The sequence below is a fragment of the Nesterenkonia haasae genome (assembly GCF_010119385.1).
Taxonomy (GTDB): Bacteria; Actinomycetota; Actinomycetes; order Actinomycetales; family Micrococcaceae; genus Nesterenkonia; species Nesterenkonia haasae.
Window position 1 is genome coordinate 108,876 of sequence record NZ_VFIE01000024.1, and the last position, 17,721, is coordinate 126,596.

Annotated in this window: 19 protein-coding genes and 1 pseudogene; 14 read left to right on the top strand and 6 right to left on the bottom strand. The window is 58.0% G+C overall.

All coding sequences use genetic code 11. The annotated features are described in order from the left end of the window. Positions 1-305: 305 nt before the first annotated feature. Positions 306-770 (top strand): MarR family winged helix-turn-helix transcriptional regulator, encoded by a 465-nt coding sequence (locus FH975_RS12455; protein WP_162321626.1) that lies wholly within the window; start codon positions 306-308, stop codon positions 768-770. 308 nt (positions 771-1,078) lie between these two features. On the opposite strand, the gene FH975_RS12460 is transcribed toward FH975_RS12455, so the two are convergent. Together FH975_RS12460 and FH975_RS12465 are read right to left on the bottom strand one after the other, a co-directional pair. Beyond that, the gene (locus FH975_RS12460) at positions 1,079-1,288 is read right to left on the bottom strand and encodes a hypothetical protein (protein WP_162321627.1); all 210 of its coding nucleotides are present in this window, start codon (positions 1,286-1,288) and stop codon (positions 1,079-1,081) included. A gap of 205 nt (positions 1,289-1,493) precedes the next feature. Beyond that, entirely contained in the window at positions 1,494-1,721 is a 228-nt protein-coding gene (locus FH975_RS12465) for a hypothetical protein (RefSeq protein WP_162321628.1), read from the bottom strand. A gap of 106 nt (positions 1,722-1,827) precedes the next feature. On the opposite strand from FH975_RS12465, the gene FH975_RS12470 reads away from it, so the two are divergent. The 11 genes and pseudogenes from FH975_RS12470 to FH975_RS12520 all read left to right on the top strand — a co-directional run bounded on the left by FH975_RS12470 (position 1,828) and on the right by FH975_RS12520 (position 13,123). After that, entirely contained in the window at positions 1,828-2,085 is a 258-nt protein-coding gene (locus FH975_RS12470) for a hypothetical protein (RefSeq protein WP_162321629.1), read from the top strand. A gap of 384 nt (positions 2,086-2,469) precedes the next feature. Next, entirely contained in the window at positions 2,470-2,676 is a 207-nt protein-coding gene (locus tag FH975_RS17095) for an SDR family oxidoreductase (protein ID WP_407938633.1), read from the top strand. 93 nt (positions 2,677-2,769) lie between these two features. Beyond that, positions 2,770-4,113 (top strand): 3-oxoacid CoA-transferase subunit A, encoded by a 1,344-nt coding sequence (locus FH975_RS12480; RefSeq protein WP_162321630.1) that lies wholly within the window; start codon positions 2,770-2,772, stop codon positions 4,111-4,113. Further along, positions 4,110-4,997: an amidohydrolase family protein gene (locus FH975_RS12485; protein WP_235928711.1), complete on the top strand. Its 888-nt coding sequence runs from the start codon at positions 4,110-4,112 to the stop codon at positions 4,995-4,997. The genes FH975_RS12480 and FH975_RS12485 overlap by 4 nt, the downstream gene beginning before the upstream one ends. Positions 4,998-5,347: 350 nt before the next feature. Further along, positions 5,348-5,656, top strand: a pseudogene (locus tag FH975_RS12490) (hypothetical protein); the annotation flags it as partial. A gap of 148 nt (positions 5,657-5,804) precedes the next feature. Continuing rightward, entirely contained in the window at positions 5,805-6,782 is a 978-nt protein-coding gene (locus FH975_RS12495) for an ABC transporter permease (protein ID WP_162321632.1), read from the top strand. Next, the gene (locus FH975_RS12500) at positions 6,779-7,657 is read left to right on the top strand and encodes an ABC transporter permease (RefSeq protein WP_162321633.1); all 879 of its coding nucleotides are present in this window, start codon (positions 6,779-6,781) and stop codon (positions 7,655-7,657) included. The genes FH975_RS12495 and FH975_RS12500 overlap by 4 nt, the downstream gene beginning before the upstream one ends. After that, positions 7,657-8,541: an ABC transporter ATP-binding protein gene (locus FH975_RS12505; protein ID WP_162321634.1), complete on the top strand. Its 885-nt coding sequence runs from the start codon at positions 7,657-7,659 to the stop codon at positions 8,539-8,541. The genes FH975_RS12500 and FH975_RS12505 overlap by 1 nt, the downstream gene beginning before the upstream one ends. Further along, entirely contained in the window at positions 8,541-9,365 is an 825-nt protein-coding gene (locus FH975_RS12510; RefSeq protein ID WP_162321635.1) for an ABC transporter ATP-binding protein, read from the top strand. The genes FH975_RS12505 and FH975_RS12510 overlap by 1 nt, the downstream gene beginning before the upstream one ends. Before the next feature lie 527 nt (positions 9,366-9,892). Then, positions 9,893-11,515 (top strand): ABC transporter substrate-binding protein, encoded by a 1,623-nt coding sequence (locus FH975_RS12515; protein WP_162321636.1) that lies wholly within the window; start codon positions 9,893-9,895, stop codon positions 11,513-11,515. Between the two features lie 30 nt (positions 11,516-11,545). Continuing rightward, entirely contained in the window at positions 11,546-13,123 is a 1,578-nt protein-coding gene (locus tag FH975_RS12520; RefSeq protein ID WP_162321637.1) for an ABC transporter substrate-binding protein, read from the top strand. Here FH975_RS12520 and FH975_RS17100 read toward each other — a convergent pair. Continuing rightward, positions 13,060-13,449: an aldehyde dehydrogenase family protein gene (locus FH975_RS17100; protein ID WP_407938634.1), complete on the bottom strand. Its 390-nt coding sequence runs from the start codon at positions 13,447-13,449 to the stop codon at positions 13,060-13,062. The two genes, FH975_RS12520 and FH975_RS17100, sit on opposite strands and share 64 nt — an antisense overlap. Positions 13,450-13,803: 354 nt before the next feature. On the opposite strand from FH975_RS17100, the gene FH975_RS12530 reads away from it, so the two are divergent. Continuing rightward, complete coding sequence (locus FH975_RS12530; protein WP_162321639.1) at positions 13,804-14,349, top strand: UGSC family (seleno)protein; 546 nt, start codon at positions 13,804-13,806, stop codon at positions 14,347-14,349. A gap of 6 nt (positions 14,350-14,355) precedes the next feature. Further along, the gene (locus FH975_RS12535; RefSeq protein ID WP_162321640.1) at positions 14,356-15,480 is read left to right on the top strand and encodes a hypothetical protein; all 1,125 of its coding nucleotides are present in this window, start codon (positions 14,356-14,358) and stop codon (positions 15,478-15,480) included. A gap of 83 nt (positions 15,481-15,563) precedes the next feature. On the opposite strand, the gene FH975_RS16810 is transcribed toward FH975_RS12535, so the two are convergent. The 3 genes from FH975_RS16810 to FH975_RS12545 all read right to left on the bottom strand — a co-directional run bounded on the left by FH975_RS16810 (position 15,564) and on the right by FH975_RS12545 (position 17,718). Beyond that, positions 15,564-15,686: a hypothetical protein gene (locus FH975_RS16810; protein ID WP_268896738.1), complete on the bottom strand. Its 123-nt coding sequence runs from the start codon at positions 15,684-15,686 to the stop codon at positions 15,564-15,566. A 49-nt stretch (positions 15,687-15,735) separates the two neighbouring features. Beyond that, entirely contained in the window at positions 15,736-15,981 is a 246-nt protein-coding gene (locus tag FH975_RS12540) for an acyl-CoA dehydrogenase family protein (RefSeq protein ID WP_162321641.1), read from the bottom strand. Positions 15,982-16,062: 81 nt separating this feature from the next. Beyond that, a complete protein-coding gene (locus FH975_RS12545) occupies positions 16,063-17,718 on the bottom strand; it encodes an AMP-binding protein (protein WP_162321642.1) in 1,656 nt (551 codons plus the stop codon). Positions 17,719-17,721 lie beyond the last annotated feature (3 nt).

Below are 17,721 nucleotides of genomic sequence, written 5' to 3' on the forward strand. Positions count from 1 at the left end.
CTACTCGCAAGGTCTTCGATGATGGACGAGTCTTCGCAAGTCCGAGCCTCTAACGCCTGCGGAGTACCCGCCAAACAGTTGCCGCGTTTCACACTCACGGCACCCCATACGCGGAGAACCAAGAGGAGATTGATCGGAAGGCCTTGTCGGGCCAGCACTATCCTCCGTGAGCGAGCTCGGAAAGAGCTGTTGATTCTCATTCGAAACATCCGCAGCTACAGCAAAAAGGCCGATCAGAGGTTCTCCCCGCAGGGCAGAGTTATGCTAAGCAGCATCATGTGCCCTGACCATGCGGAGGTGAGCGTATGACCGAGCCGTCCGACGACCCCCAGGATTCGCCCATGCCTGGAGGCTGGTACATGTACATGCTCAAATTGGTGGAGACCGGGATGCGTCCGTCCCTGGAAGCGGCGCTATCTGCTCACAGCTTCACGACAGCGCAGTACACTGCATTGTCGGTGCTGCGGGTGCGCCCGGGAATCACGTCATCAGAGTTGGCGCGGCGTTCGTTCGTGAAGGCTCAATCCATGGCAGAGACTGTAGCCAGCCTGCAGGCCCGGGGGCTGGTGCAGCGCGAGCGTGACCCGGCACATGCCCGGCGCCTGCTATTGCAGCTCACAGAGCACGGACACTCTCACCTCAAGGCTGTGGAGCGTCCTGTAGCTCAGGCCGAGGAAGCTGTCCTCAAGGGACTCAGCGAATCCTCGCGATCTCACCTAGCCACGGCCCTGCGCACCTTGCGCCTCAATCTCCAGGGCTTAGGTGGCTGAAATAGTCTTCGTTGCACGCCCTGGCGCCCACCACACTCGAGGGCACTCAGACCGAAGGCGAAGTCGTCCGGCCGGCGGGCCAGGGCAAAGCGCACGGGGTCCATCGTAGGCTTGAGCCGGGAATGTTTCCAGACTGCCTCCACGATTCCGGCCACCACGAGAAGCCATCGAATGCGAGACGAAAAGAAACTTGCGGCTACTGTGGCCGACCACGTGTGACGGATGACCAGCGCGGAACCCTGACCAACGGCGGTGAGCCCGAACTTTGTCAGCCTCAAGGCCAACACCCTCCGCCCAAGCAAATCAGGCTAGCTGGCGAGCAGCTTGCCCATCTTGGTCCCGGTCGTCACGATCACTATGGCTGCTGCCGCTGCCCGGAGTTCGTAGCGGATGCGCCATACGCAGAGACTCAGGCGCCCCACCAAATCGACGTCTTCCGCTACACGCGTCTCCGCCTTCGCCCATGGCGCCATTACGGGTGAGCAGGCAAGTCGTGGACTGCCACGACTGCGGGGCATGGGGACGCACCAAGCTGGGATGCTGGCCGTGACTGACGGAGGAATGGGCCTGTTTATAGCGCAGCACCCATGTTCTGCTGAGAACTACGGCATGGCTACCACCCGGGGCACGATGGCTGTCAGCTGCTCGTCTACGAATTGTCGTAACAGCAAATCGATACTTGCCGTCCGAAGCACCCACATCCGTGTCCACAAACAAGACGTATCAGGTGCGGACCTGAGCCAAGCGCACGTTGCGCGCGACGTCTGGACCGCGATTCTCCCGATAGGCGATAAGACGCGCCCGGTGTTGCTCAGTTACCGCGGCTTTACTTGGACTTAGTTCGCCTAAGCCATCATCGACAACGGTGACTTCCTCAGAATTGATGAAAAATCGAAACACACCCAGACCAGCACAACAGTCCCACAACAAAGCGACATCCTCTTCCAGCACGCGGTACACGCTCTGCCCTCAGACGGGGTTAAGGGTCAAGATTAGAAGTGCCACCCATAACCACACACGCTAATGCCACCGTGACATTGGGAAAAGGAGGACCACCATGACTAATCGCAACTCGACTGACACCTCGTCCATCAATGACGCACTCGAGAATTTTCGCCAGATGATGGAAAAAGATGACTACCACCTGAAATGGTCTTTGAACGAGGAAAACAAAGTCACCATAGAAATCGAAGCCGGATCACAAGCCTGCGCCGACTGCCTCTCACCCACACCCGTAATGGAAGCAATAATGAATCAAGCACTATCGAGCACGCCGTACAGCCTCAATCACGTGGTATTACCCAACGAGCACTAACGCTGCCTCCTTGCTGACATTCCGCAGCGTGGAATTCTCCATGACATTGCTACTGAGTTGAATGAATAGTGATATCCGCCACATGGTTTGAGCGAGATGAGGCGTTGGCCTCTCGCGCGCAAAGGTTGCAAGGAGGCCTGGTGAACGCAAGAGAGGGGAGCCAGAAGAAATCAACGCAGCAGAGGTCACGGAGCCGGATCCGCAGAACGCCCACCGGTCTGGGCGTACTTCTGTGAGCATGTTTGGTCAGATGGGCTTCGGGTACTTCCTGCCATCGCAGAAAATGTGTAACTCTTTCTCGATCATACGTCTCGGAATCCTGATGAAGCCATCGCGAAGCTACCGCAACTAGGCCGCAAAGTCACGGTCCACGATATAGCAAACATACGCGAAATTCGACGTAAGAATGTTGCTCTGCAGAGTGAAGGGGACACCCGGGAGATCGCCTCACCAGCCTTCTTCCTTTCCACCGACCAAGCCCGATGGATTACTGGCCAGGTCCTCTCAGTCGACGGTGGCGGCTTCACGCTTTGTCACACCGGCGCAGCAGAAGAAGGCACTGTGACACAAGGGCTTATTTCACTTCAGTAGCAACCTACTCGGTAGTGAACGGCAAGGTGCTGTCACGCGCCGCTAAACAGTTCGGCTACCTGAGATTCCTCACCACTACTATTGGAGGCCCTAATGGAAGACAAAGTCGTCTTATCTGCTGCCGAAGCCTTCGCAGATATTCCCCACGGCGCCTCAGTAGCCATCGCCGGCTTCGGCAACTCGCATCGTTTTCCTTCGACGTTGCTTAAAGCATCGCGTGATCCGGGGGCTAAAAACCTGACGGTTTACTGCAACGGGTTAGGCAGTCAGGGAACCTCGACCGCTCAGTTACTGGTCGAGAATGAACAGATCTCCACGCTTGTGGCGAGTTTGTCTTCCCGTCCTGGTCCGCCGACTCTGGCGGAGGAACAGATCCTGGCCGGCACACTGGACTTCGAGGTCGTCCCGCACTGGATCCTGGTGGAACGCATGCGCGCTGGCGGGGCTGGTACCAGGGTCGCCCAAGGCAAAGATGTCCGGCACTTCGATGGGCGAACATATATTCTAGAGCGCGGCATCACCACCTATTTCGCTATCCTGCGTGGCTACCGTGCAGACCGATACGGCAACGTCCAATTCCGTGGCGGTAGCCGCAACTCCAAAAACAGCTTCGCTGAAGCGGCCCGCACCGCCATCATCGAGGTCAAAGAAATCCTCGAGGTCGGGCAATTAAGGCCGGAGGAGATTCACCTCCCAGAAGTTATCGTGACCCGGGTGGTGAAAACCACCACCGCAGTCAATGTCTCTTCACTTCCCCAACGCTCATCCCGGCCAGCTGGGTCCCATCAAGAGTGCAACGGCAAACCCCCACTATCCCGGGCAGAGATCAGCCGCCGGGCGGCAGCAATACTGGACACCAGCAGTGTGATCAATCTTGGCGCTGGTCCACCAAACCAAGTAGTCAACTATCTCGATGGGCGAGATGTCGTGTTCCACTCGGAGAATGGGATGCTCAATTGCGGTGGGTTCGTCGATATCGACCGAGTGGACCCAGACTTCCACGATGCTGGTGGTAACTCCATCGACGTCCTACCCGGAGTGAGTTTCTTCGACTCAGTGGCCTCTTTCGAAATCGCCCGAGGGAAAGACCTCGATGCGGTCGCACTAGGCGCCTACCAAGTCGGCAGCAACGGGGACCACCAAGGCCGCCCCGGAGGAGCCATGGACCTCGCGGTCGGAGGCAAATCCGTCATCGTGAGCACGGATCACGTTGACTCCAAAGGCCGTCCAAAACTAGTCCAAGAATGCTCCTACCCCATCGCCGCCGCCGAATGCACCACTCAGGTCATCACCGACCTCGCCCTACGACGCCACAACGATCAAGGCCGATTCACCCTAGAAGAGATCGCTGCGGGGTTCCCAGTGGAAGAAAACCTCAAACTCACAACAGTGGACATCAACACCACTGAAAACACCGACGTAATGCAGGAGGCATGATGACTATCGAACTCAGAGAGGACATCATCGCAATCGATGTTCACACCCACGTACTGGCTTCGGTCGATGACCCACAAGACACCGAAGAAAACGCCCAGCACAACGAAGCGATGCAAAAATACTTCGGACGCACCTTCAAAAAACCCACCGTGCACGACCTAGCTGCCATCTACCGCGAACAACACATGATGTGCGTGGTCTTCTCAGTAGACTCCAGCTGGGCCACCGGTGAACCCAATGCGGTGAACAACAATGAAATCCTTGAACTCTCCGCTCAATACCCCCGCACCATCATCCCTTTCTCCGCCGTAGACCCCCACGGAGGCATGCGCGCGGCTAAAGAAGTACACCGACTCGCCGAGGCCGGAACTCAAGGCTTCAAATTCCACCCCAGCGCCCAAGCCTTCTATCCCAACGAACGCTACTTCTACCCCATCCTTCAAGCCATCGAAGAAAGCGGCAAGATAGCCCTATTCCACAGCGGCCACACCGGCGCCGGCGCCGGACGACCCGCCGGAGGAGGGATTCGGCTGAAGTTCTCCAACCCGATGCACGTCGATGACATCGCTGTGGACTTCCCCGACCTAAAAATCATCCTCGCCCACCCCTCGTTTCCTTGGCAAGACGAAGCTCTCTCGGTAGCACTACACAAACCGCACGTGCACATCGACCTCTCCGGGTGGTCACCGAAGTACTTCCCACCCAATCTCGTCCAATACGCTCGCACACTCCTGAAACATAAAATGCTCTTCGGCACAGACTTCCCCCTCCTGACCCCCCAACGGTGGATGCAGGACTTCGACGCCCTCGGATACGACGACGCCACCAGAAAACTCATCTACCGTGACAATGCCGCGAAACTTCTCGGGCTCGACCCCACCTAACCAGCACTACTCAAAGCGCTCAGCACCAGGAGTGCACCGCCGACGAGCCCAAACGCACCGCATCAGCCCGGGTCCTCGCACCCCTCAACCCCTTCACCTAAAGCCGCCCCCCTGACCCTCTCCAAAATCAACCGTCAAGCCGGCCTGGCACCGACCACCACCCACTGACTCGTCAACCAAGTCCTTCAATGGAGTGGGCTAGAACCCGACGAAACTGACCGCTACCGGCTGAGCTCAAAAAACCCTCGGCCTCGCGTCCACTTCCGAAGGCATGAATCTGCGCGAACGCGTACTTCCCCAGCTGATGGAACTCCACAACAGAACAGACATGAGCGCCCAACTTAGCAGTCCGCGATAAACACGAAGTCATGTACATAGAAGCTCTACGTGCGCACCCCAACTACACCGGGCGAATCAAAATGGGCGGCCACCTCCAACACAACGTCACCGCCACAGGCCTGATCCTCCCCGCCCACGAACACGAACACGAAGAATTGCTCCACGGATACCTGAATCAGCCAATAAAACGCTGCACAGACCACACCATCAGCGACCTCCGCACCATCGACTTCAACCGCCGCCACGCCAGAATAACCGAGCCTCCTCGTCACCCGGCACGTCTTATCTCGACTCACGTCTCTGGCCTGCCGCCACCCTGAACGCCGAAGCATGTAATGCGCCCCTCCACACTTCCAGTGAATGGAATCAGGATTGTTTCATCGCCAGAATGTGAGCAGTATCACTTTAAGGAAGCCTGACATCGATCAGGCGCAAGTCGGTCCTACTCCAATCACGACAGAGGCGGCAATGAAAGCAGTATTGATCCACTACGGGAAATTACTGGGGTCATCATTCCTGCTACTGCTGGTGGTCATCACAATACTCTTCGCCCTGCTGGAGGCGGCACCGGGTGATCCGGTGCAATCCCTGGTGGGCGACGCCCCAGTATCAGAGCAGTTCCGTGAACAACTGGTAGCGGCCTATGGGCTGGACCGCTCCGTCGTCGAACGCTATTTCATATACATGGGAAGTGTCCTCACTGGAGATCTCGGCACCTCGTTTACTACGCAAACCCCGGTCCTGGATCGGATCCTGGGCCGCTTGGGCAACACTCTCGCCCTGGCCATTCCGGCGACAGTGATTTCAACATTGGGCGGGATTATTCTCGGCGTAATCGCGGCCCGCACTCGCAATCCTCTGCTAGACACTGGGATCTCCGGCGGCGCAGTAGGAATGTTCTCCATCCCGAATTTCTGGCTTGGGCTAATGCTGATCGCGATATTCTCCGTGCAGCTGGGCTGGCTTCCGGCACAGGGCACAGCCAGCTACGGGCAGTCAGGAATCGCACTCGAGCATATGGTCCTGCCGCTCATCACTCTGGTGACCAGTCAGTTCGCCTACAACATCCGAGTGATGCGTTCGTCAATGATCGAGTCCCTAGGCCAAGACTTCGTCGACACTGCTCGTTCCAAAGGGCTCTCTTACCGGCAAATTGTCTGGCGTCATGGCATGCCCAACGCCATGCTTCCCATGATTACCATTACCGGCTACGGGGTGGGCCTGATCCTTGCTGGTTCAGTCCTGGTGGAACGCGTCTTTGGTTGGCCGGGCATGGGATTGCTACTCGTGGAGTCCATCAACAACAACGACACGCTTGTGGTGCTGGGCGTCGCGATTGTGATTACCGTCTGCATCCTCATCGCCAATATTCTCACCGACATCGTCTACGGGCTGGCGGACCCGCGTCTCCGCGCCCGATTCCGCCCGAAAGGGAGCGAATCATGAGCCACGGCGCAGTCCCCAAAATTACTCAAACTGGCGGAAACCGGCCGAAGCAACAGACATGGAAGGTCTACCTCCGAAAACCGGCCGTCGTAATCTTCCTAACTCTCCTGGTGATCATGGTCTTGGTCTCCTTCATCGGACCAAACTTTGTGGGCAGCCCTTTCTCCACGGCCCACGCCCCACTGCAAGCCCCTGGTGGTGCGAACCCCCTTGGGACGGATCACTTGGGCCGGGACTACCTCGCCCGGGTGGTCTACGGGGGCCGAACTTCCCTACTAGTGGGCTTCACAGTGGCACTCCTGTGCATGACCGTTGGGTTGCTGGTCGGCGGCCTGGCTGGGTTCTATGGAGGCGTGGTGGACACGCTGCTGGTCAAAGTTGCAGAGTTCTTCCAGGTCATTCCAGGGCTGCTTCTCGCTCTGGTGGCTGCCGCTCTCCTGGGTTCCAATGTCACGATCATTATCGGCATCTTGGCAGTCACCATGTGGCCTGTAGTAGCTCGCATCGCCCGAGCAGAAGCCATGCGCATCGCAGAACTAGGGTATGTGGAATCCGCTCGCGCCGCGGGCTTCTCCCGCTTTCGGATCTTCTGGTCCGATGCGGTGCCGAACGCGATGCCCCCGGTCCTGGTGGCGACCACGATGACCGTGGGCTTGGCAATTCTCCTGGAGTCAGGCCTCGCCTTCCTGGGCATCGGCGATGCCAACCGACCCAGCTGGGGTGCGCTACTCAACCTCGCCCAGCCCTACATCACCTCCGCCTGGTGGCTGGCGGCAATTCCGGGGCTATGCATCTTCATTGTGGTCCTGGCCGTCAACATGCTTGGCGACGCCCTCAACGATGTGCTGAACCCCAATATAGGCAAAGTGAAGTAATGAGTGCAGAACCCGAGACCACACCGCTGGCCAAAGTCACCGACCTTGCGGTAAACCTGCCCACGGGACGCAAACAGAGCGTCGACGCCGTGCGCCACGTAAATCTGGAGGTCTTCGCGGGCGAGAAGATTGGCATTATCGGTGAGTCCGGTTCAGGTAAATCCGTGACCGGCCGCTCGATCGCCGGGCTGCTACCCACCTCTCCGCGAGTGAAATTAGAGGGCTCCATCATTGTGGACGGTGAAGAGATGATAGGAGCCGACGCCGCGGCGTGGCAGCAAGTGCGCACCCACAAGGTTGGCATGATCTTCCAGGACCCCCTTACATACCTCAATCCGGTGATACGGGTGGGCCGACAGGTGGAAGAATCCATTGCGCCCTCTAAGTGGAAAAATCGCGACCCTGTCGTGCAGGAGAAATCATTAAACTTCCTCCGACTTGCGGGGTTTCCCTCGCCGACGGAAGTCTCGCGAAAATACCCCCACGAGCTCTCAGGCGGGATGCGCCAGCGCGTTTTGATCGCCATCGCCATCGCTAAGCGCCCGAGACTTCTCATCGCTGACGAACCCACGACTGCGCTCGACACCACCGTGCAGAAGCGCGTGCTGGAGACCCTGGCCACCACCGTCTCAGAAACCCAAACCAGCCTCATTCTGATCAGTCATGATATTGGGGTGGTCGCCAGCATGACCGAGCGCATCTACGTCATGTACCGCGGTCGGGTCGTGGAGTCGGGCAGCACCTCACAAATCCTCTCGGCCCCGAACCATCCCTACACACAGGCCCTTCTTCGCAGTGTACGAAGTCTCTCAGAACCGGACGTGGACCTGTATTCAATCCCACTTGAACTGCGCCGGAAGCTCGAAATGGAGGATGTCGCCTAATGATCTTGGAAGCCAAGAACGTGTCGAAAACCTTCCGCAGCGGCGGACGAGGCGGCCTAGCTGTTCATGCTGTTAAGAGTGCCAATCTCACCGCTGCGCGTGGCGAGTTTGTCGCCATCGTGGGGGAATCAGGCTCCGGCAAATCAACTTTGGCTCGCATGCTCTTAGATCTGCACCCGGCCAGTGAGGGAACTATCTTTCTCAGGGGAGTTGATGTAAAGAGCATGAGCAAGAACCAACGCCGCGACTTTCGTAGAACAGTGCAAGCTGTTCTCCAAGATCCCGCCGGCTCCCTCAACCCACGAAAATCTGTCTCACAGTCCATTGGCGAGGTTATTCGGTTGCACAAGGCCGCGAACACCAAACGCGACATTCGGCAGAAAACACTCACGGCGCTGGAGCTGGTTGGCCTAGACCCAGCATCCCACTACCTCGACCGCTTTCCCCACGAACTCTCCGGCGGGCAGCGCCAGCGCGTGCTGATTGCCCGCGCGGTGGCACTGAATCCGCAAATCATTATCGCCGACGAAGCCGTCTCAGCCCTCGATGCCTCGGTGAAGGCCGGCGTGCTGCGTGTAATGGCTGACCTCCAGGAGCGCCTCAACGTGGGATATGTCTTCATTACCCACGACTTGCCAGTGGTCAAGAAGGTCGCTGACTACGTCCACGTCATGTACCGGGGCGAGATAGTCGAACATGGTCCAGCTCAGGAAATTTTCCAGAGCCCTCAGCACGAGTACACCGCCACACTGCTTGATGCGACCCCGTCCTTGGACGCCTTAGACGGTGCTGCGCCCACCGCTCCGGGTGCATCGGCGACATGAGGTTTTGCCGGCGCTGCAGACCCATGACTCCGCGATGAATGGAAAAGGATGCCCTGAAGAAACATTTGATTCCCGGCCATCTACTCACATGCGCTGCGGTGGCAAGTGTTGCCTCATTGATCCTGACCTCATGTGGAGGCGGGAGTTCTTCGTCTCCCCCACAGTGCCCGGGGTAGGTGGACCAATGATGGAGCCACCGGTGATGATCACCGATGAGCACGAGATTCGAAAAATCTTGGGTGCGCACAAGGTCAATCACGACCGTCGCCAAAGGCACCTTCCTGGGACGACTGCCCCCTCGGCTGACGAGGTCTGTGCTGCTTAAACGCTCAGACGATGGTGCCGCAAGGAACTTCGTCGTGAGTGCCAAAGCGAGATCTAGGCATCAGGGGGTTTTGCCTTCCACCAATTGGAAATAGATGTGGCACACATCACATCCCACGAGCAAGCTGGGCGAGAGGGCGCAACGGGACCCGACCGTTGCCGCAGAACCACTATCACCCAGCTCCGGATAATGAGGCACCCATATGACATTCGCGTATCGAGAACGGCCACAGAGGCCCTCCCAGCCTTGCTGGCCACTGGGTGCCTCTGCGGCGGTCATTGCCGCTCTGCTGCTCAGTTCCTGTGGCGACGACGACAGCGCGGCAGCTGAAGACTCCGACGAGGAGCGCGTCTTTGTCGCTCCCACAGGGACCACCAACATCCTGAATCCACAGTTTATTCAATCCCCCGCGGTCACCCTTGTGGGTCAGTCAATGTTGGAACCACTGGTCCGTATCACCGACGACTACGAGGTAATACCCTGGCTCGCCCGGGATTGGGACATCAGCGATGACGGGCTTGAGGTGACGCTACATCTCGAGGAGGGCGTCCAATGGCACGACGGTGAACCATTCACGGCGAGCGATGTGAAGTTCAACTTTGATGAATTGTTCGAGCTGAATACGCTCGGGGTCGAGTTCATCGACGCCATCGGCTCAGTTGAGACTCTCGACGAGGCCACTGTTCAGATCACGCTTATTGAGCCCTATGGGGCGCTTCTGGAAGCACTGGCTCTGCAGTTCATTCTTCCCCAGCACCTCTATGAAGGCACCGAGTACCTACAAAACCCCGCCAACATGGAGCCAGTGGGAACGGGCCCTTTCACTTTCGATCTTCACGAGGATGGTGATCGAATCGAAGTCATCGCCAACGGTGACTACTGGAAGGGAGATGTCCAGGTTGACCGGGTCATCTTCACCAACACCACCGACGCCAACGCTCGAGACTTGTCACTGCTGGCAGGTGACATCGACCGGGTGGGTTCTTTTGGCCGCACCCGACTCGGAGAAATCGAAAACCACCCCCAACTACACACCACAACTCGAGGGAATCTCCCCCAGCAAGTGATGTTCAACTTCAACGCAGACCGCGAGGAACTCTCGGATCCTGCGCTGCGGCAGTTGGTATACGCCGCTATCGACAAAGAGGTTCTCGTTGAAACCGCTCTGCCGGGCACCTCGCACCTTCCTCACAGTATCTATCCCCCGGCCATGGAATGGGCCTCCAGCCCCAATGTGGACCTGGTGGAGGACTTTCCACGTGACGTTGATGCCATTAATGACGCCCTGGACGATGCCGGCCACCCACGACAAGCCGACGGTCACCGGTTCACTCTAGACATCTACTACCTCAGCGTTCTCGCCGACGCTCACAATGTGGCAGAGGTTATGCAGTCCTCTCTGGAGGACGTCGGCATCCGCCTCAATCTGGAGGGATACGACCCCAACGTCTACACCGAGTTGGTCTATCACGACAGAGAGTTCGATCTAGCGATCCAGATCACCACGGCCTCATCCGACCCGAGTCTTGGCCTTGGACTGTGGTACACGTGCAACGAGAACAACATCGCGGCACGAAACCCCTCGGGGGTCTGCGACGACTCAATTGACTCAGCCGCCCGCCAATCGCTCCTCAGCTTCGAGCAACAGGAACGCACCGAGCACCTGCGCCAATTCGAGGAGCGTGCCGCCGAGATCATGATTTCAGCGCCCCTAGCGCACCTTGACCAAGTCACTGTCTACAACACAGAACGTTGGCAGGGACATGACTTTGCTGACGGCCTGGTTGCTGGCGACTGGCTTGACGTCACTCCGGCAAACAACTAATCGTCTGCTCCAGAAAGGACCGATGTGACGATGAATTCCACCTTACGGACCATACTCACCACCGCGGCCATTGCCGCTCTGACACTCAGCGCCTGTGGTGGCGAGGCCACCAGTGACGACGGGGAAGAGCGCCTCTTCGTCTCATCGACCGGTACCCTACCCATGCTCAATCCGCAGTTCGTCACCTCTCCAGCGGTCCAGCAGGTTGGCTCTTCAATGCTGGAACCACTGGTACGTATTACCGATGAATTCGAAATCGTTCCCTGGCTGGCACATGATTGGGAGATCAGCGATGATGGCCTCGAGGTCACCTTCCACCTTGAAGAGGGCGTCCAATGGCACGACGGTGAACCGTTCACTGCCGAGGATGTGCAGTTCAACTTCGAGGAAATCATGCCGCTGGATTCCCTGGGCGCGGACTTTGTCGACGCGATCGAGGAGGTCCAGACTCCCGATGATCACACCGTGATCCTTCAGATGAACGAGCCGTATGGTGCCCTCCTAGAGTCATTGTCGCTGCAGTTTCTTCTGCCTAAGCACATTTACGAAGGTACCGAGTACCTAGAAAACCAAGCCAATAGTGCGCCTGTGGGAACCGGCCCACTAGTCTTCGATGAGTTCATCGAGTCCGACCGGGTAGAAGTTGTGGGGAACGAGAATTACTGGAAAGAGGAGGTCAATGTAGACCGAGTTATCTTTCCTATAATGACTGATCCTAACGCCAGCGATTTGGCGATGCTATCGGGCGAGATACATCAGCGCGGCGGAATAGTAGCCACCCGTGTGGAGGATTTCGAAGCCGACCCTGATATTGAACTCACGCTTCGAGGAAACCTTCCTCAGCAGATCGTTCTAATGTTCAACGCCGACGCCGAGGAGCTCACCGACCCGGCAGTCCGGCAACTCGTGTACGCAGCCGTCGATAAGGAACAGGTAGTCGAGACCGCCCTACCGAATACCTCCGAGGTCCCCCACGGCATCTTCCCTGAATCCCTGGACTGGGCGCGGAGCCAGAACGTGGACTTCGCCGAAGACTTCGCTTACGACGTTGACGGCATCAACGAGGCGCTCGACGAACTCGGGCTCACACCCGGCAGCGACGGGTACCGATTCGCCATGGACGTCCATTACATGAGTTCCCTGGCCGATGCCGCCGCTGTTGCAGAAGTCATGCAGTCTTCCTTAGCTGAGGTCGGCATCCGAGTGGAGCTTGTGGCTCTAGAGACCAACGTCTATACGGAGAAGGTCTACGAACAACGAGATTTCGACACTGCAATTCAGATTGCCACGCTCTCTACGGATCCCAGCATCGGCATCACCCGTTGGTACACCTGCAATCCGGACCGGGTGGCTGCACGCAATCCCTCCGGCGTCTGTGACGACGCGATCGACGAAGCAGCACGAAGCGCCATCCTCACAGCTGGGCAAGACGATCGCGGAGATCACTTGGCCCAGCTTGAAGAGGCGGCATCCGAGGCGATGATCACGGCCCCGATTGTATTCGTTTCTCAGATCAACGCCTACAACATCACCACCTGGGAAGGTCATGACTTTTCATCGGGCCTAAACGGGCAAGACTGGACTGATCTGCGCCCGCGTGAGGAGTAGAAGGCGGAGACCGACCGGGGCGGGACCTTGAACGTGATCCAGTGGATCCCGCCGCGGCGATCCAGTTGGGTAGAGAGTCCACTCACCACTTCATTGACACGTGCTCGTTGCACATAGAGCCGGTCCAGATGAAGGTCATACAGGGTCGGGTCCTCAAGAATCAGTGCAGGGTCATTGCCGCCGAGCTCGAGGGTGACTCGATTCATCCATTGAGAGGCCAATTCGTGCAGCTTCATCCAGCCGCCCACAGAACCAGTCAATGTCAGCTTCGCGATGTCGTCGTTTGTGATCAGCTCGGTGACCACCTCATTGCGGCCGGTGACAATATTGAGTTAAGCCCGGCGGAAGATTTTCTGGCACTCGCCAGACCAATCGCGTGGCGGCCAGAGGCGCAGTCGGCAGCAGCTTAACGATCACCGTATTGCCGGCGAACAGTACCTGCGGCAACAGAACAGCGAGAATCGTCAATGGCAGTTGAAGCGAATAGTCACCGTGGCGACGCCAGGGGATCCCCCGGCCCACGTGACCAGGCGCTTGCCATCCTTTTCACGGAGCGACCTGTTTTCGCGGAGGCCTTCCACCCGGCGGGAGGCCTTCCAATTTGCGGAAACATAGGTTTAGACACTCAGTGTCACGTGGTTGTGTGTGATGTGGAACGCATTATCAGAAGGGGTGGACCAATGACCACTACGACTACAGAGATGATCCTGGACCCCACCGGGGCCGACGCACGCTCAGACGACAGCACGCTGGCTCCCCGCACGGGCACACTCCAAGGCATCAGAGTTGCCCTTTTGGACAACACCAAGCCCAACGCCACCGCACTGCTGGAGAACATCGCCGCTGAACTCAAAGGTCGCTATGACATCGCTGAAACGAGGATGTATACCAAGGACTACTTCGGGACCCCGGTCAAGGATGAGTTGCTCCAACAGATCACCGATGAATGTGACGTCGTTGTCACCGCCGTCGGCGACTGCGGATCATGCAGCGCAGCCACCGTCACCGATGGCATCCTCTTCGAACGAGCCGGAATCCCTGCAGTCAGCATCTGCAGCGAGTCTTTTCTCATGTCTGGGCAGGCCATGGCCAAGGTCCAAGGCTTTAGCGGCTATGACTTCCTCGCCGCAGCACACCCAATCTCAAGCCTGAACGCACAGGAACTCAAGCAACGAGCCAAGGATTTAGTGCCCGGTATCGAACGGATTTTCGGAGTGGAAGGTTAGATCTAGATGACTGCTACGCATTCTGAGCCAACAACCCCTGTCAACCACCCCGAGGTGGATGCACACTCAATCCGTCACGTCCTGGAGTATTACCAAGAGCAGGAGTGGACCGATGGACTGCCTGTAGCCCCGGTGACCGAATCCATCGTGGCGGAATTCCTGGCCACGACACCAAAGCATCCGGAAGATGTGCTCTTCGAAAAACCGCACCTGAACCGTCAACTCAACGTGCGGTATGCAGCGATCAACGCCGCCCTAGCAGGGTGCAAACCCGAGTACTTTCCCGTAGTAGTCGCCGCCTGGGAAGGAATCGCCCAAGAGCCCAACCCAAAGGGCGGTATATGGCAATCCACAACAGGCACGGCGCCCTTCACCGTGGTCAACGGACCGATCCGTCATCGACTCGAGATCAATTCTCAGGGAAACATTTTCGGCTCCGGGCACCGGGCCAATGCCACTATCGGCCGCGCCATCCGCTTGGGTTTGATCAATGTCTTCGGATTGCAGCCGCATAAGCTCGACCAGGCAACTCAGGCCACACCGGCAAAATACACCGCAGTCATCGGGGAAAATGAGGAACAGAGTCCATGGTCCCCGCTCCACACTGAGTACGGATTCAATCCGGAAGACGATGTCGTCACCTCATTCGTCATCCGCTCAGTGATGCACATCGAAGCCCGACACACCCAGCTACCAGAACAGCTGGCTCTGGATTTTGTCGATTCGATTACACGCACTGGTGCTTTCATCCACGAATACACCCACACACTATTGGTGGTAGCTCCCGAACATGCCGCTCTCTTTGCCACCGCAGGCTGGGACAAGGAGGATCTGCGCAACTTCATCTTCCAGCACGCGGTACGGTCACGCACAGAGTTCGCTGCTGTGGGCAAAGATGCGGTGTCCCACCATTCTCGGTGGCGGATGGCCAGCGACCACCCTGACGCAGTGGGAGATACAGCCAGCGGATCTGAGAACCCGGATTTGGTGCCGGCCCTGACCAACCCTCAAGCGGTACAGATCATGGTGGCAGGTGCCAACAATGCAGGCGTCTCCGCTCTAGTAGAAGTCTTTGGCCTGCACGCCCGGCAGCGGCCCTCCTCATACAGCGTCGTGGAGCGCTCTGACTGACTTGACTGCATCGGGCAGAGAGCTGTTGACATGACTAAGCCAGAGACGAGGCCCCTCGGCGCGTGCTCGGTCAGAGCGCAACATCACGCAAAGGCACTGAGACCGGTAACAGCCCGGCCAACGATGATGAGTGAGTTGACCTCATGGGTCCCTTCGAACGTGTAGAGCGATTCAGCGTCTGCGTGGAAGTGCGCCACCTTCTTCAAGCAAAGATCCCGTTACCCCTAAGATCTCCCGGCCCAGCGCAGCTGTTTCTCACATATGGGCACATACCCAAACCTGGGCCAGGGCGGCTTGTTCATCGTTGACTCCCGCCTGGGTCTCGGACAACTCAGCCAACCGGATCGCAAGTGCAAGTGCGGCATTGAGACTACCCAGCATGCGTTCGAGTTTCTCCTGGATCAGTTGGAAGCCACCAATTGGCCGCCCTAGCTGTTGTTTCCTAGTCGCGTAGTCGCTCGGCCCGTTCCTCCAGGAATTTTCGCAACCGCGCCAGCGCAATTTTCTCAGCGTCGGTAATCATTCCCGAATAGTTTGAAAAGGTCAGCCACTCCTAAGACGGGCTAGCCTTTCGGCCAGGGGTCACAGGGCTGTCTCTCCTTTGATTTCGGACGCAGCCTGAGTGGCAGTCTGTCTCACCTTACGCATGTCAAGTTTGCCGGCCGGTGTGCGATCCAGTGAGGAACGAATCACGATGGTTCGCGGTTTCTTGAAACCGGCAAGCTTCTGTCCGAGCCACTCCTGAAGCTTCTCTGCGGTAACAGTGGCGCCGTCGTCGACAGCGACGATCGCGGAGACGCGCTCTCCGAGGCGCTGGTCCGGCAAACCGAAGACTACTGCGTCGTTGACGCCGTCAACTTCCAACAGGGCCTCTTCGACCTCTGCCGGGTACACCTTCTCTCCACCGGTGTTGACCACGGCCGAACCTCTGCCGAGAAACTCGATGTAGCCTCCGGCCTGGACCTCTACATAGTCGCCGGGACGGACATATCGCACACCGTTTATGACGGGGTAGGTTTCCTTCGTTTTCTCCGGCTCGTTAAGATATCCCTTGGGCAGTGCACCTCTATAGGCGAGCAAGCCTTTGGCCCCCGGAGTCTCTTGGACCTCCCGATTTTGCTCGTCGAGGACTACGGCCTCTGGGGTGAGCTTGAAATGTGCGGGTAGAGCAGCAGCATTGGTGCTAATACCCATGGCGAAAGGGCCACCCTCACTGGAGGCGAGAATGTCCATGATTCGGACCTCGCCTAGCCGGTGGATGCGCTCTTTGGTCTCGTCGCTCAACCGCATTCCCGAGCTCATGATGGAATTGATCTGGAGCTTGTCCCGTCTAGCATGGCTCTCCAGGGCCTCGACCATCGGTAGCGCAACAGCGTCACCGGCCACAATGAGTTGCGTGACGTTGTTACTGATCGCTAGATCCGCCGCTGCGGAGGTATTCAGGCTTGGGTAAGGGCTGATCACTACCGTGCCGCCTACGTTGAGGGTGTTCATGGACATGAACAATGCCGTGGCGTGCATGAAAGGAGCCAACGGCAGTGTGGTGACCTGCGGAGTGGCTTCGTCGCAGGCTATCCGTGCAGCTTCTTCAAAGCTGTCCGGCGGGCGAATTTTCAAAGGGGCGTAAGTGGAAGTGCGCTGAATCTTCAGCAAATCTCCCAAAGCCCAAACCACGGCTTTGGGCCGGCCAGTGGTACCACCGGTGAACATGTACATCTCAGCATGCCCTTCAGGACGTGGCGCAGTCAGCTCATACTCCACAGACGCCATGGCCTCGAAGGTCCGTGCCCCCTCTGGCCCCGGGGCCTCCGGGATCTCGGCGTAGTCGCCGTCATCGACTTCAATCCACAGCTCCGGGGTAGCTTCTCCACCGGCCAGTTGCTGCTGCACATGTCGAACGGCGTCCTTGCTGGAGACACGGTAGATGAGGGCTTTCGGCCTGGACACCTCCACCAGTTCAACAATCTCGTTAGCTTGGTACCGATAGTTGAGCGAGACGGCTACGGCCTCGATCTTCAGGCATGCGTAGAAGGCAATAAAAAACTCGGCGGTGTTGTGCAGATAGAACGCCACCCGGTCTCCGGAGCGGACCCCCGCTCCCTGCAGGGAGGCGGCGAAGCACTTGGCTTCGCGGTCAAAGGAATCGAAGTCGTAGCGCTTCTCGCCTGCTATCAGAGCAGTCCAGTGAGGCCGCCGCTGGGCTACTGCCTCCCAGATATTCGCATGGTTCTCATACACCGA